This window comes from Bacillus sp. L381 (assembly GCF_030284525.1).
Taxonomy (GTDB): Bacteria; Bacillota; Bacilli; order Bacillales; family Bacillaceae; genus Bacillus; species Bacillus amyloliquefaciens.
The window spans coordinates 1,603,321-1,618,211 of sequence record NZ_CP127224.1 but is presented as its reverse complement, the minus strand read 5'-3'; the positions used below and the strand labels follow the sequence as shown (position 1 = coordinate 1,618,211).

General features: G+C 45.8%; 11 protein-coding genes. All 11 read right to left on the bottom strand.

What is annotated here, in order from left to right:
• Window positions 1-32 precede the first annotated feature (32 nt).
• The 11 genes from yfmH to dapA all read right to left on the bottom strand — a co-directional run bounded on the left by yfmH (window position 33) and on the right by dapA (window position 14,889).
• The gene (gene yfmH, locus QRX25_RS08220) at window positions 33-1,319 is read right to left on the bottom strand and encodes an EF-P 5-aminopentanol modification-associated protein YfmH (RefSeq protein ID WP_065981482.1); all 1,287 of its coding nucleotides are present in this window, start codon (window positions 1,317-1,319) and stop codon (window positions 33-35) included.
• Window positions 1,316-2,596: an EF-P 5-aminopentanol modification-associated protein YfmF gene (yfmF, locus tag QRX25_RS08215; RefSeq protein ID WP_065981481.1), complete on the bottom strand. Its 1,281-nt coding sequence runs from the start codon at window positions 2,594-2,596 to the stop codon at window positions 1,316-1,318. The genes yfmH and yfmF overlap by 4 nt, the downstream gene beginning before the upstream one ends.
• A gap of 152 nt (window positions 2,597-2,748) precedes the next feature.
• Window positions 2,749-5,868 carry an MMPL family transporter gene (locus tag QRX25_RS08210; RefSeq protein ID WP_212101400.1) on the bottom strand — a complete coding sequence of 1,040 codons (3,120 nt, stop codon included), beginning with the start codon at window positions 5,866-5,868 and terminating at the stop codon, window positions 2,749-2,751.
• Window positions 5,868-6,323 carry a MarR family winged helix-turn-helix transcriptional regulator gene (locus QRX25_RS08205; protein ID WP_115997256.1) on the bottom strand — a complete coding sequence of 152 codons (456 nt, stop codon included), beginning with the start codon at window positions 6,321-6,323 and terminating at the stop codon, window positions 5,868-5,870. The genes QRX25_RS08210 and QRX25_RS08205 overlap by 1 nt, the downstream gene beginning before the upstream one ends.
• A gap of 103 nt (window positions 6,324-6,426) precedes the next feature.
• Window positions 6,427-7,656 (bottom strand): bacillibactin exporter BcbE, encoded by a 1,230-nt coding sequence (gene bcbE, locus QRX25_RS08200; protein WP_065981478.1) that lies wholly within the window; start codon window positions 7,654-7,656, stop codon window positions 6,427-6,429.
• A 111-nt stretch (window positions 7,657-7,767) separates the two neighbouring features.
• Window positions 7,768-8,493, bottom strand: a complete 726-nt coding sequence (locus tag QRX25_RS08195; protein ID WP_212101398.1) for a GntR family transcriptional regulator — start codon at window positions 8,491-8,493, stop codon at window positions 7,768-7,770.
• A gap of 124 nt (window positions 8,494-8,617) precedes the next feature.
• Entirely contained in the window at window positions 8,618-10,978 is a 2,361-nt protein-coding gene (locus QRX25_RS08190; protein ID WP_065981476.1) for an FtsK/SpoIIIE family DNA translocase, read from the bottom strand.
• A gap of 135 nt (window positions 10,979-11,113) precedes the next feature.
• The gene (locus tag QRX25_RS08185; protein ID WP_013352305.1) at window positions 11,114-11,323 is read right to left on the bottom strand and encodes a YlzJ-like family protein; all 210 of its coding nucleotides are present in this window, start codon (window positions 11,321-11,323) and stop codon (window positions 11,114-11,116) included.
• On the bottom strand, window positions 11,320-12,057 hold the full coding sequence (locus tag QRX25_RS08180) for a ClpP family protease (protein ID WP_212101395.1): 738 nt from the start codon (window positions 12,055-12,057) through the stop codon (window positions 11,320-11,322). Before QRX25_RS08180 ends, QRX25_RS08185 begins: the two co-directional genes overlap by 4 nt.
• Window positions 12,058-12,173: 116 nt before the next feature.
• Complete coding sequence (rnjB, locus tag QRX25_RS08175) at window positions 12,174-13,841, bottom strand: ribonuclease J2 (protein WP_065981475.1); 1,668 nt, start codon at window positions 13,839-13,841, stop codon at window positions 12,174-12,176.
• 178 nt (window positions 13,842-14,019) lie between these two features.
• Window positions 14,020-14,889, bottom strand: a complete 870-nt coding sequence (gene dapA, locus QRX25_RS08170; protein ID WP_003154166.1) for a 4-hydroxy-tetrahydrodipicolinate synthase — start codon at window positions 14,887-14,889, stop codon at window positions 14,020-14,022.
• Window positions 14,890-14,891: the final 2 nt, after the last annotated feature.

Here is a 14,891-nt window from a genome sequence, read left to right as displayed (position 1 = left end):
AAAACATCCCTCAGGGCACGAGGGATGTTTTGTTATGATTTCGGCACGACTTTACAGACTGTCAGCCTGTCTTCTGATATTTCTTCTTTGATGACCCGCTCCACGTCTTCCGGCGTAATCTGCTCCAGTACGGTTACGACATCAAACAGACTCATGTCTAAAAAGGCGTAGCGTGTGAATTGGTTGGCGATATATTCAGGCGAATTCAGCGCTTTTAAAAATGACCCGATCTTCTTTTTTCTCGCCAGGTCAAGTTTTTCCGCGGTCACGGCAGATCCTGCATCAAGCAGCATCCGTTTTAATTCGTCAGCGAGCTTATCCGGCTCCGGTGTATCTCCTCCGACAGACGCAAAACCGAATCCGTATTCAGCCGTATAATCAAAGCTGAAGGTTTCATCAATGTAGCCTTTGTCGTATAGGTCGCCGTAATGCGGTGAGCTTTTTCCGAAGAGACACTCAAGCATGAGGTTCATGCTGAGCTCGTGCTTCAATAGCTCCCGTCCCGTTTTATAAGGGTCTTTCGCCTTTAGGCCGACCAGACATTTTGAGCCTTGGACGTTCATTTTTAATTCTTGCTCCCGGCGGAAAACCGCTTCCTGTTCCCGAACTTCTTCACGTTTGATTTCAGGCTGATCTGTAAACGGCTTTTTCTCCTGGTTTTTCCGCACCTGGCTGATGATCGCTTCAGGATCTACAGGGCCGACGATAAAGAGCAGCATATTGCTCGGATGATAAAACGTTTCGTAGCACTCATACAGAAGATCTTTCGTAATATGAGAGATGCTTTCCACCGTTCCGGCAATGTCAATTTTCACAGGGTGGTCTTTATACATATTCTCGATGAGGCCGAAAAACAGCCGCCAATCCGGATTATCATCATACATGTTAATTTCTTGGCCGATGATGCCTTTTTCTTTTTCCACTGATTTTTCCGTGAAATACGGGTCCTGGACAAAATCCACGAGCGTTTCCAGGTTTTGCTCTACATTTGAGGTACTAGAGAACAGATAAGCGGTTCGTGTAAATGACGTAAAGGCATTTGCCGATGCCCCCTGCTTGCTGAAGTCCTGAAACACGTCGCCGTCCGCTTTTTCAAACAGTTTATGCTCAAGAAAATGCGCAATTCCGTCAGGGACGTGAACCATTTCTTCCTTTTTTAAAGGAACGAATTGATTGTCAATGGAACCGTACTTAGTCGTAAACACGGCGTATGTTTTATTAAACCCCTGTTTCGGCAGCACATAGACATCAAGGCCGTTTGCCATTTTTTCATGATACAGCGTTTCTTGAAGCTGTTCGAAGTTTATCGGTTTAGTCAAGATGCTCCCCCCGTCCCTTTTAAGAAATAAGTCGTATCCAGCTTAATGTTCTTTCCGACATTGACAATGTCCTCTTTTGTCACTTTCTCAATATTGTCAAGGAATGTTTCGATCGGTATCTCCACTTGGGCTGAGGCCTGCTGGTACAGAAATTCCGCTAATCCGTATGCCGTATCGATCGTTTCTAATACTTGGTTTTTAATAACGGCTTTCGTCTGGGCGATATCGTCTTCTGAAAAATCACCGTTCTGCATCGCCTGAAACTGTTCTTCAATAATGGTGACGGCCTGCTTGTAATTTTTCACTTCAATACCCGACATGACCATCAAGAGCCCTTTGAAGCTTTCTACCCTTGAGGCCGCATAATATGCGAGACTCGCTTTTTCACGGACATTCATAAACAGTTTTGAATGAGAGAAACCTCCAAAGAGTCCGTTAAACACTTGCAATGCCGGATAGGCCGGGTCTGTGTATGTCGTATTGGTCCGGAACCCGATATTCAGCTTGCCTTGTTTGACGTCCTCTTCATCAATGACTTCCTTCGGGTCAGGCTGTTCATTCGCCGTGCTTCTTTCTAAAGGCTGCTGCGCCCGTTCGTCCGTTTTAAAATACGTATCAACGGCTGTTTTCACCTGATCTGTGTCAACGTCGCCGATGACATACAGGTCCAGCTGATCTTCGCGTATGGCTTTTTGATAGGCTTCATACAGGTCTTCCGGAGTAATGTGTTCAACATCATCGAACTCACCGTTGACGTGAAGGGCATACGGTTCACTTTTGCACATTTCCTGAACGAGACGAAGATTAGAATATCTCATCTTATCGTCATATACGGCTTGAATCCGCTGTTTCAGGGTCCGTTTTTCCTGCGTGACATAAAGGGGCATGAAGGCGCCGTTTTCCAAAGCAGGCGAAAAGACAAGCTCTGATAAAAGCTGAAGACCTTTTTCCAATAATGGTGTGCGGTCCTTCAGATACTTTTCATTTGGAATCTCAAGCCGGAACGTAATAACATGACGTTCGCCCTTTTTTGTCAAATCGGCGGAAACGGATGTGCCGTACAGTTCATCAAAATAAGAACGCAAATCAGCGGTTTTCGGCCGGCTTTCTGTCCCGCGGAGAAGCACATGCGGAAACAGCGCCCTTTTTGTTACAAGCTCTTTCGTTAAAGGAGCCAGCATTTTAAACGTCAGTGAAACGGTTTTAAATTTTTCAGTCTTTACGATGTGGGCGGTGATTCCGCCGTGTTTTGACTTCATTTCATTTACGTAAGTCATGTGAAACCTCCTTCGTTCATTCTTTCATATTATGTATTATGACCAAATTTCAGCATTCGCAAAAAAGAGTGCGCAGATGTAATTATATCAACTGGAGGATTTATAAGGAAACAAAAAACCTCTGCCCGAAAACCAGGCAGAGGCATTGTACGTTATTTTTTCAAATTGAAAGGCCACCAGTTGGCTCTTCCGAATATTTTCACCATGACCGGTACAAAAAACGGAAGGACAACAATTGCGTACATGAGAAGGCCGGTTAATACCACGGTTGCGATCTGCAAAAGGGAAAGAACGCCCGACGGCAGCATGGCCGCAAAGGTTCCCGCTAAAATAATTGCCGCAGAAATGATGACTGAGCCCATATTTTTCATACTGCTGATCATTGCCGCTTCCGTTCCTTCTTTTTTCAGCTCATTAAAACGGTCCATCAGGAAGATGGAATAATCCACGCCCAGAGCCATCAGAATGACAAAGCCGAAGAACGGCACGGCCCAGTTCACGCCCGGATACCCGAAGAAGTGTGTAAAGATGTACTCCGTCACGCCTATAGATGCGAAATACGTCAGGACGAGCGAAGCCACTAAATAAACAGGCATAATGAGGGAACGCAACATGACGATAAGAATCAGAAAAATGCCCGCCAGCATAAACATCGCCGTCCGTTTGAAGTCTGAATCTGATACTTCTTTTAAATCGGCATTCATGCTCGAGACCCCGGAGACGCCGAAAGAGGCATTCTTCAAATCCGTATTCGGAATGACCCTTTTCACGCTCGCTTTGATCGCTTGAATATCTTGAATGGCCGTATTTGAATAAGGATTGTTATCAAGAACGACGGTCAATTCTGTCGTTTTTCTGTCATCTGACATGTACGTATTAAACACGCTTTTGAAATCACTGCTTTTCAATGCGTCTTGCGGCACGAACCAGCCCGTCATTTCTTTGTCTGACGCCTTATGGAGCTCACCCAGGTAATCATTCGCCCCCATCATGCCGCTTGATACCTTCTTAAGCCCTTTTACACTATCGTTAAGCCCGGAAGAAAGATCGCTGAGCTGGGAAGAAAAATCACCAAGGCCGCTCTGCATTTTTTTCTGGCCCTCCGCAAGCTGTCCTGCCGCCGATTCAAGACGCGGCATTTGTCCGACGAGAGCCCCCTGTCCGTCTGATACTTGCTGCAGGCCATTTTCAATTCTGGTCAGGCCGTTGATCATTGCATTAATTTGAGTGTCAATCTTCTTCTGAGCGGCTGACAGCCGGGCAAATTGTTTTTCCGCTTGCTGCAGATTATCCTTTTGACTGTCGACCTGTTTAGAAAACGCTGCTGCGTCTGCATTTGCTTTGGAAACGGCTGACTGAACACCTGTAAAAGCCGATTTGATCTCTTTATAGGAGGGATCGGCCTTTACTGCCGGTACCGACGCTTCTAATTTTGCAAACGGCAGCCGGGCAAGCTGTTTGTTCAAATCGGCAAGCTGCCTGCTGGCTTCATTTTTCATCGGCAGAACGGTTTTTACCAGTTTTAAAGCATTTTGCGTTTCTGAAGCGAGACCGCTGTTTTGACTGAGCTGCGCAGACAGCAATTGTTTCTGCTCTTCAATCTGCTTTCTCATTTGAGCGACACCGGCTTTATTCTCGTTCACGCCAGCTTGCAGCTTATTCAGGTTTTCTCCTATATCAGAAAGCCCGGATTTCAGAGACAATGTGCCGTCAATAAGCTGATTGACGCTTTTTCCCGACTCTTCGATCTGCGGCTGTGAATCAGCTAACGACTTTGCGGCATCTCCTAAACCGTCCGTTATTTTTTCAAGCCCTATATTGCCTTTGCCTAGACCTTCTTGGAGCTGTTTTGCCTGATTTGTGACAAATAATTGATTCAATCCGTTCCCTGTAGGGCGCGTGGCGCTTCTGACCGTTTTCACACCCTCTGTCTTTTCAAGTTCCCTGCTGATTTTTTCGATATCAATCAGGTGTTTTTCGGTATTTAATGACTCGTCATTTTTTATGACGACTGTTGCCGGAAGAAGTTCTCCCGGTCCGAATGCATCTGAAATCGTATTGAATGCGCGGACGGATTCATATTTATCCCCGATCTCGTCAAGGCTGTTGTAAGATAGCGCGCCTTTGTAAAGAAGGATAGGCAGGACGGTAAACACCGCGACGATTGCCAGACTGATGAGCGGCCGCTTAAACGAAAACGTTCCTGCTGTTTCCCATGCTTTGCTTTGAGGATGGGAAATATCGCCTCTGACAGGCCAAAACAGTCTTTTTCCTAAAACAGCCATAAAAAACGGCACAATCGTCATGAGTGCAAGCAGCAGCACTGCGACACCGACCGCAACGGCGGCTGCCGACTGATACAGCTTGAATGTCGCAAATCCGATGCAGGCAAATCCGATCAGCACCGCTCCGCCGCTGTACAAAACCGTCTTTCCGGCCGTTTTGTAGGTCACAACGATCGCTTCTCTAATATCAGCGCCGTGAGACAGTTCTTCTTTAAAACGGCTGAGAAGCAGAATGCAGTAGTCTGTGCCGATTCCGAACATAATCGCAACCATAAAAATCTGAGTAAAGGTTGAAAGCGGAAAATCCAGCTGATCGACTAAAAAAGCGACAATGGATTGGCTGACTAAATAAGAGATTAATACCGATAATAGCGGCACAAACGGCGCGACCACTGACCGGAATACAAGGATCAGCACGATCAGGATAAAGGCAACCGTTATATATTCGGTCTTTTTCAAGCCGTCCTGAGAGCTTTTTAACACATCTTCGTCAATCAGCGACTGGCCTGTAATGCCGTATGATACGCCGTACGGTTTCAGCTCTTTATCAATTTTATTTTTTATTGCAATGATATTGTTTTTTGATGTATCAAGCTGCAGCTGAACAAGCATCGTTTGTCTGTCTTTTGACAGCAGCTGTTTTTTGATGTCGTCATTTTTTTCCCCGAAGTATGAGGTCACCGTTTTAATATGAAGCGCTTCTTTATGTTCAGACAAAGTGCCGACGGCTTTCTGTAAACGATCTTTTTTGTCTGTCATTAAGCCTTTTTCGTGAAATACGATGACGGCGGAAGAAGACGGTGCATCTGAATCAGACATGTCATCAATCAGTTTGCGGGCGTCTGAAGAGGAATATCCGTCCGGTACGGAAATCTGGCCTTTCTCCCGTGTCAATTCAGCCATATCAGGCGCTGTAAGCATAAATATCACCGTTGCGGCGATCCATGCCGCGGCGATGATCCAGCGGGCTTGGATAATTTTGTTCATTATGTCTGCTGATCCTCCTCTGTCATCATCAATCTGTATAATTTTTCGTATGTATTAACGAACATTTCCGCCTCGTCTTCATCAAAATACATAATATATGAACGGACGAGTTCCTCAATCCGCCGCTCCACACGGTGAAATACTTCCGTCCCCTTTTCCGTGACGTTTAACAGTATGCTCCGGCGGTCGCTTTGGCTGCGTTCCCGTTTGATGTATCCTTTTTCATGCAGGCGGTTCGTCATAGAGGTAATGGCGCTTTTGTTGACGTGGCACACGGCGGCAAGTTCAATTGATTTACAATCGGGGTTGAGCATAATATAGCGGAGTATGTAATATTGATCCAATGTCAGCTCTTTGTTCACTTTTTCGGCGATAATGCTGTCAATTTTTTTTAAGACGTGCAGGTATACATCAGAATAACGCTGAATCAGCTGTTTTACTTTTTCTTCGTGCACCTTTTTCCCCTCCTTTAATAGTTAATATGTTTAACTATTAAAGGATAACGAGCAGACGGTATCATGTCAATATTCAAAATAAAATAAAAAAAGACAGTGCAGATTACACCGTCTTTAATGATTCCTTTTTTTCTTTTGCTTGAGAAGAGATATTTAACAGCGCTAAGAATACTGATACAATGCCGCAAAAAGCGGATAAAATAAAAATCAGCCAGCCCGCATTTGACATCAGCGCAGCAAATATCGGCGGTCCCGCCGCTACTCCGATAAACCGCATGCTGTTATAAAATGAGGTAATGGTTCCCGATTCTTCGTTGTTTACACCTTCTGTGATGACAGCATCTAAAGCCGGTAACGCCATTCCGATTCCGATACCGCTGACACACAAGAAGATAAATAATAAATAAAAACTGTGATTCCACCACAGGCCGATAAATGACAGTGTCACGGCACTCATTCCGAAAACGATGCAAAACTTCATTTTGCCTTGGTCTTTCCCGATTTTTCTGCCTGATATATATGAACTGACGGATAGAAATAAAAGCGGGATTGCCAAAAGCGCTCCTTTGGCCACACCGTCAATTCCGTATTTCTTCTCCAGCGAGTCTGATAAGTAAAACAGAACCCCGAACAGCAAAAACATAATCACGCAGCCGATGATAAACACCGTAAAGAGCCAGCGTCCGTCACGCTTAAATATGCCGCCCACATTTTTCACAAATTCAGAAATAGAAGGCGCTTCTTTTTGTTCCTCCGGCTTTGCCACCAAAAACAAAACGAGAAAAAAACTGATGAGCGAAAAAAACGGAATGAACCAAAATGGCATAAACCAAAACCAAGCGGCCAAGAGCGACCCGATAATCGGGCTTAATACTTTCCCGGCGGTGTTAGACGTCTCAATGTCGCCGAGCCCCGCGGTAATCCGCTCATCATCCCCCTTGAACAAATCACCGATAAACGGCATCACCACAGGAGCCGCCCCTGCCGAACCGATTCCCTGAAGCACCCGTCCCGCCAAGATAATGGGATATGGATGCTTGAACGCGGTGGAAGCTATCGCGGCAAGCGCACCGCCCGCACCGGCTATGAGAAGACAAGGCAGAAGGACCTTTTTTCTTCCGAATTTATCGGACAGATATCCGGCAATCGGAATACAAATAATCGCCACAATCGAATAGACCGTTATAATTAACGATACTTGAAAAGACGATATGGACAGCTTCTTTTCAATCATCGGAAGCACGGGAATCAGCATGGAATTCCCGAGTGTCATGACGAGCGGTACAGAAGCCAAAGCAATGATATTTTTCGTTCCATTTTTCTTCTTACTCAACTTATTCACCCATTCATTATACTTGGTTGTTTCCTGTTTTATTGTGCCTTGCGGCAAACAAAGTATGTACGAACGGCGCAAATAAAAAAACAGACACATGACGCGTCTGTTTTAAAAACGTTTTCTTACAACATGAAAACGGAACTTATCAGCACGGAAATAATTTAATGAATATAATACAGGTTCATCATGCTGATTATAGTGGGTTTGTTTCAATAATAAAAGCGTCGTCTCCGGCTCACATTCCAAAACAGGTGAAATCGTATCGTGATATCCGATCGGTTCAATGTCAGCAACGGCATAGCTGATCACCGATCCGGAGTTTTTTTCCAAGAGATCAAAAATGGACTCCTGTTCATGACAGAAAGAATTCGGCAGAATGTCCATCGGAATCGTATCTAAACAGTAAACGACCGGAGTGCCGCTTGCCGTTCTTACGCGCTCCAAATAAAAAAGCTCCTGCTCAGGCTCAAGCCGGAATCTTGCAATATCTTCATCAGACGGTGTAATGACCTGGGACGACAAAAAAATCGTACCCGGCACCATGTTCGCTTGCTGAATCATTTTCGTCACGCTGTTGAGCTGTTCAATACCTGAAAGAAACAGCGGTTTTGTATGGACGAAAGTGCCCACACCGTGCCTTCTGATAATCACATGCTCCTCTTCAAGGATACGTAAAGCCTCACGCAGAGTCGCCCGGCTGACACCCATCGATTTTGAAAGTTCAAATTCAGAAGGAAGCTTTTCCTTTTCGGTGTAAATTCCGTTTTGTATATCCTCTTTGATTTGCTCAATCACTTTTAAATACAAGTGACGATTGTCAGCTTTTGTAGACATGTTTCCCCTCCGTAAACCACTTTCTTAAATTATTGAACAATTGGGACAACTATATCATGTTTTGATAAAAAAATAAACAGGGATGATTTTGGCAGTATTATTTTAAGTGAAAGCCCTCTTCTTTTTAAGAAGAGAGCTCATCATATTGTTCTTTTGATAATAGTACTTCCCTCGGTTTGCTTCCTTCATACGGCCCGACGACGCCCCGTTCCTCCATTGCGTCAATCAGACGGGCAGCCCTTGTGTAACCGATTCTGAACCGTCTTTGAAGCATAGAGACAGAAGCCGTCTGCATGCCGATAATTAAATCGACCGCTTCATCATACAGATCATCCGTCACTTCACTGTGTGTTTCCGCAGTTTCTTCCGGAATCATTTCTTCTTGATACTGCGCTTTTTGCTGTGTGATGACATGATCTACGACATGCTCAACCTCTTCATCCGATAAGAATGCCCCCTGCACCCGAACCGGCTTATTCGCGCCTACGGGCAGAAACAGCATATCTCCGCGCCCCAGAAGCTTTTCAGCGCCGCCCATGTCTAAAATCGTCCGTGAATCGGTCTGAGATGAGACACTGAAGGCAATTCTCGACGGGATGTTGGCTTTAATCACTCCGGTAATGACGTCGACTGAAGGCCGCTGTGTCGCGATAATCAAATGAATGCCTGCCGCCCGCGCCATCTGGGAAAGTCTCGTAATCGAATCTTCCACGTCGGAAGAAGCGACCATCATCAGATCGGCAAGCTCGTCAACGATGACGACGATGTACGGCAGCTCAGGCTGCTTTACTTCTTCTGAGGCATTTGACCGCTTGATATGATCATTATAGCCTTCTATATTTCTCGTGCCCGTATGGGAGAACAGCTCATAGCGGCGCTCCATCTCATTGACGACCTTTTTCAAAGCCTGTGAGGCCTTTTTCGGATCTGTCACGACCGGTGCAAGCAGATGAGGAATGCCGTTATATACATTCAGCTCAACCATTTTCGGGTCAATCATCATCATTTTCACTTCATGCGGTTTGGCTCTCATCAGGATGCTCGTAATAATGCCATTGACACATACGCTTTTCCCGCTTCCCGTTGCCCCCGCTACGAGCAGATGGGGCATTTTGTTCAGTTCGGCAAGCACGGCTTCTCCGGAAATATTTCGTCCCAAGCCGATCAGAAGCTTCGCATCCGGCTTGTCGTTAAGCTTGGATTCAAGCACTTCTTTTAGGGAAACCATCGCAACTTCAGCATTCGGCACCTCGATTCCGATTGCTGATTTGCCCGGAATCGGCGCTTCTATCCGGATATCCTTCGCGGCCAGCGCGAGCGCGAGGTCATCGCTCAGATTCACGATTTTACTGACTTTGACCCCCACGTCCGGATATACTTCATATTTTGTGACGGCCGGACCGAGATGAACCTGCGTCACTTTCGCCTTTACGCCGAAGCTTTGAAAGGTGCGCTCGAGTTTTCTTGCATTCTCGTAAATGTTTTTCTTATCGGTCTGCTGGCCGGTATGTTTCGGGTCAGCCAAAATGTCCAATGAAGGCATTTGATAATCCTTATTTTCAAGCTCTGTAAACGTCATCGGCGGAGCCGCGGGCGTTTCGTCACTGTCTTGGACGCCGCCGGAAGGCTCTTCTTGTGCCGCTTGTGCCATCTCCTGCGTCTTTTCAGGAATCAGCGGCTCGTCGCGCTGCTCCTGACGGTCTGAAAAGCTTGAAATAATCGGCTCTGAATGGATGATCGGCGAAATGATTTCCTCATCCTCTTCCTCCGGTTCAGGCTCTTCTTTTTTCTTTTGAACACGTTTTTGTTTTTTGCCTGATTTTGTTTTCGTTTTCGGCGAAGACATATTCGTTCTGACTGTTTTCATATCTTCAAGAAATGCCTGCCATTGTCCGCGGATAAACCCGCCGACGGGGCTCGTCCACTTTTTGAGCGTTTCCTGCAGAGAACGGCCCGTTACAAGAATCAGTCCCATTAAGATCAGCACGATCGCCATAATCTGTGAACCCGTTGATGCAAATAAAAAGTGGGCAGCTGCAAACAGAACCGCGCCAATCATACCGCCCCCCAAGTCAGGTGAGGCAGCCTGCTGTTTCATATCGATCATAAACAGCTCCCACGTGTTGCCGATGACACTTGCCGACTGAATCGACCCGTGATGAGACAGATTTTTAAAGAGCTGCACGTGAGACAGCAGCAAAATACTGGCGATAATACAGTACAATCCCGCCTTTCTTCTCGTTAAAAGACTCGGACTCTTCTTTTTCCAAAACAGCGAAATTCCCAGAAGGAACAGCGCCAGTAAACATAAAATAAACCACTCTCCGGCAAAAAAACGGAACAGGTACACAAATGTCTGTCCCACAACGCCGAGCTGCAAAACGGCAATAATCGAGATTGCAACACAGAGCAGTCCGCTTAGCTCGTATTTTATATTGAGCTTACTCTCTTGTTTCTTTTTAGATTTCCGTTTTTTCTTTGCCACACTCATCACCTTACTGCGTTAAAAAATGTAAAACCATACATCATGAAGAAAAGCAGCCTTTTACCGGCTGCATTTTTCTGTAGGATTCCCCTATTATAGCATATTTTGCCCTTCGAGAAACGGACTGAATGCCGGTTAGATTTTCAACTTAATTTTTTGTCCCGGAGCGATGTCCGGATTCAGAAAATCCATCGGGTTCGTACTTAGAATCTGTACGACTTCAGCTTCATTTCCCTTCATTTCAACTAACAGCGGCACACCGGCGTAATCTACCTGTTCATGCACGCTTTGTTCTGCTTCATGACCGTAAACGACTTCTTGGGGCATGACGGTATAAAGGATCATTGAATCATCCTTCCTTCCTCGCCCTTTCGTTCCTCAATCAGCTGATTCAGCTTTTTTATCGCCTGTCCGACGCCGCCGACGGCATCAATTAAGCCGTAATCAGCCGCATCTTTGCCGACTACGTTCGTTCCGATGTCCCGGGTAAGGTTTCCTTTTGAAAACATCAGTTCTTTGAATTTTTCTTCGGAAATATTGGAATGATTGGTCACAAAGTTGACGACCCGCTCCTGCATTTTGTCCAAGTATTCAAACGTTTGCGGGACGCCGATAACCAGACCTGTTAGCCGAACGGGGTGAATGGTCATTGTCGCTGTTTCCGCGATAAAACTATGATCACATGACACGGCGATCGGCACACCTATCGAGTGGCCTCCGCCGAGTACGATTGAGACGGTGGGTTTTGACAAGGATGCGAGCATTTCCGCAATCGCAAGACCTGCTTCCACATCGCCGCCGACGGTGTTTAAGATGATCAGAAGGCCTTCAATTTTCGGATTTTGCTCAATGGCGACGATTTGCGGAATGACGTGTTCATATTTGGTTGTTTTATTTTGCGGCGGGAGCTGGACATGCCCCTCAATTTGGCCGATGATTGTCAGGCAGTGAATATTGGTATCCTGAGACATTTGCGGCAGAGATGTCTCTCCCAGCTGCTGAATTTTGCTCATAATGTTGTCTTTCGCATCTGATTTTTCGGGCTGCTGTTCTTCGGTGTTTTCCATACGATGATCCATTTTATTTTTCACCCTTTCCGAATGTCTCTTTGTATTATGAACAAAGATGCGGATTTCCATCCGGAGATGAACAAAAACAAAAGCCGCAGCATCATGTGCTCCGGCTTTTGTGTACATTATACTTCCATAATGATCGGAATGATCATCGGCTTGCGTTTTGTTTTTTCGTAAAGGAATTGGTTCAGCGCATCGCGCATGGCTTGTTTCAGCGTGGACCATTCCACTGCAGATGTTTCCGTCGCTTCAGTCACGATGGAGCGGACGAGCTCAGTAGCTTGTACAATTAAACCTTCTGATTCTCTGACATATACGAAACCGCGCGTAATGATTTCAGGACCCGATACGAGGTTCTTTTTCTGCTTATCAAGCGTAATCACGACGATGAGAATGCCGTCTTGTGACAGCAGGCGGCGGTCTCTCAGCACGATGTTGCCGATGTCGCCGACACCGAGGCCGTCAATCAGGACGTTTCCGTATGTGACCTTATCCCCGATTTTCACATTCTGGCCGCGGAATTCAACGACGTCGCCTTTTTCAATTAAGAAAATGTCGCTGCGTTTCATGCCGATTTCTTCAGCGATTTTGGAATGCGCTTTTTGCATTCTGAATTCACCGTTAACCGGAATTAAATATTTCGGTTTTAATAAATTAAGCATTAGTTTTAATTCTTCCTGCGAACCGTGGCCGGACACATGCACGCGTTTTTGGGCGAAAATGACTTGAGCGCCGGCGCGGACAAGCTGGTTGACGGTTTTGGAATATACCAATTCATGCCCCGGGATCGGTGTTGATGCAATGACAACGGTATCTCCTTCTTCAATGTTAAGCTGCTTGTGCGCCTGCTTGGCCATCCGCGTAAGAGCGGCTAACGGCTCACCATGGCTTCCTGCTGTAACAATTGCCACTTCCCGCTTCGGATATTTTTTCACATCCTGCACCGGAATAAACAGTTCATCATCGGCTTCAATATAGCCGAGCTTTCGTGCAAGCTGAAGCACGTTTTGCAGATTTTTTCCGGCGATTGCAAGTTTGCGGCCGTTCTGTGCGGCAGCCTGAATCACTTGCTGGATCCGGTTGATATTAGACGCGAATACGGCAACGATGACGCGATTTTCTGAATTGTACATTGCATCGGAAATTTCACCGCTTACATACGCTTCTGACGGAGTGTATCCCGGGCGCTCCGCATTGGCGCTGTCAGAAAGCAGGGCAAGCACGCCGCTGTTTCCGATTTTAGCGATTTCGCCAATATCACATGATTGGTGATATGCAGGCGTCTGGTCAAATTTGAAGTCTCCCGTGCATACAATAGAGCCAAGTGATGTTTTGAAGCTGACTCCTACTGAATCCGGAATGCTGTGAATCGTTTTAAAGAACGATACTTTTGTTGATTCAAATGTAATGACTGATTTAGAATGAACTTCACGTAAATCAGCTTTGCGATTATGCCCGTACTGCTTGAGTTTTTCTCTCAGCAAAGCAAGCGTAAGCTTCGTTCCGTATACCGGTACTGACAGCTTGTTCAATAAATAAAAGACGCCTCCGATGTTTTCATCGTGTCCGTGTGTCAGAAAGATGGCCTTCACGCGGTCAGCCCGTTCTACTAAGTAGGAAATATCCGGAATGACGACATCAATACCGAGCATTTCATTTTCAGGGTGCATCAGCCCTGCATCTACTACAAATATGTCCGAGTCAATTTCAATGACATATAGGTTCTTCCCAATTTCTCCGACACCGCCAAGGGCGATAATTCTGACGTTTTCTGTATTTTTCTTTTTCAAAATCTGTATCCTCCTAGTCTCATACCCGTCCATCATCACTTGTTCCTATTATAACTGATATCAATTTTAGAAAACAAGAAGAAGCGGAAGGTTTAGGGAAAACCAATATGTAGACAAAACGGTCAAACTCACGATAAAAATGAGAATGACCGCGTATTTTAACTGTATAAATTTTTTCTTACAGTTCGCTGATGACGCTGCTCAGGCTCAGACGTTCATCTTCATTCAGCGGGATAAGAGGAAGACGCACAGATCCGACATCAAGTCCCTTCAGCTGAAGCGCCGTTTTGACCGGAGCCGGGTTCGGCGCTTTAAAGAGCTCCTTCATGATCGGCAGAAGCTTCTGATGAATCAGTGCCGCGGTTGCCGTCTGCCCGTTCGTATAGTTTTTAATCATCTGCTGCATGTCAGAACCTACGATATGGCTGGCCACTGACACGACCCCTCTTCCGCCGACTGCGAGAATAGGAAGCGTTAACCCGTCATCACCTGAATATACATAAAAATCTTCCGGCGTTTCGGCAATGATTTTCGTAATGGCATCAAGATCGCCGCTCGCTTCTTTAATCGCAGAGATATTCGGAATCTCCGCAAGTCTGATGGCCGTTTCCGGCGCAAGTGAAGCGACCGTTCTGCCCGGCACGTTGTAAAGCATAACAGGAAGAGACGTTTCTTCAGCTATCGCTTTAAAATGACGGTACATGCCCTCTTGTGAAGGCTTATTATAATACGGCGTGACAAGCATCACACAATCAACGCCGGCTTCTTCAGCTTTTTTTGTCAGTTTGATGGAGTCTTTCGTATTGTTGCTTCCCGTACCCGCAATAACAGGCACGCGTCCGTTCACTTCTTTGACTGTAAATTCAAAGAGTGCAATTTTTTCTTCCGTTGAAAGTGTCGGAGATTCGCCGGTCGTTCCTGCGACGACTAAAGAATCCGTGCCGTTTTTCAACAAATAGTCGATTAATGTAGACAGTTTTTGAAAGTCTACATTCCCTTTACTGTCAAAGGGGGTAATCATCGCTGTAGATATATTTCCGACATTCATTT

Bases quoted from the DNA above. Each gene is read 5' to 3' on its own strand.
- yfmF (WP_065981481.1), bottom strand. From the start codon at position 2,596: ATGACTTACGTAAATGAAATGAAGTCAAAACACGGCGGAATCACCGCC.
- QRX25_RS08210 (WP_212101400.1), bottom strand. From the start codon at position 5,868: ATGAACAAAATTATCCAAGCCCGCTGGATCATCGCCGCGGCATGGATC.
- QRX25_RS08195 (WP_212101398.1), bottom strand. From the start codon at position 8,493: ATGTCTACAAAAGCTGACAATCGTCACTTGTATTTAAAAGTGATTGAG.
- QRX25_RS08185 (WP_013352305.1), bottom strand. From the start codon at position 11,323: ATGATCCTTTATACCGTCATGCCCCAAGAAGTCGTTTACGGTCATGAA.
- QRX25_RS08180 (WP_212101395.1), bottom strand. From the start codon at position 12,057: ATGGATCATCGTATGGAAAACACCGAAGAACAGCAGCCCGAAAAATCA.
- dapA (WP_003154166.1), bottom strand. From the start codon at position 14,889: ATGAATGTCGGAAATATATCTACAGCGATGATTACCCCCTTTGACAGT.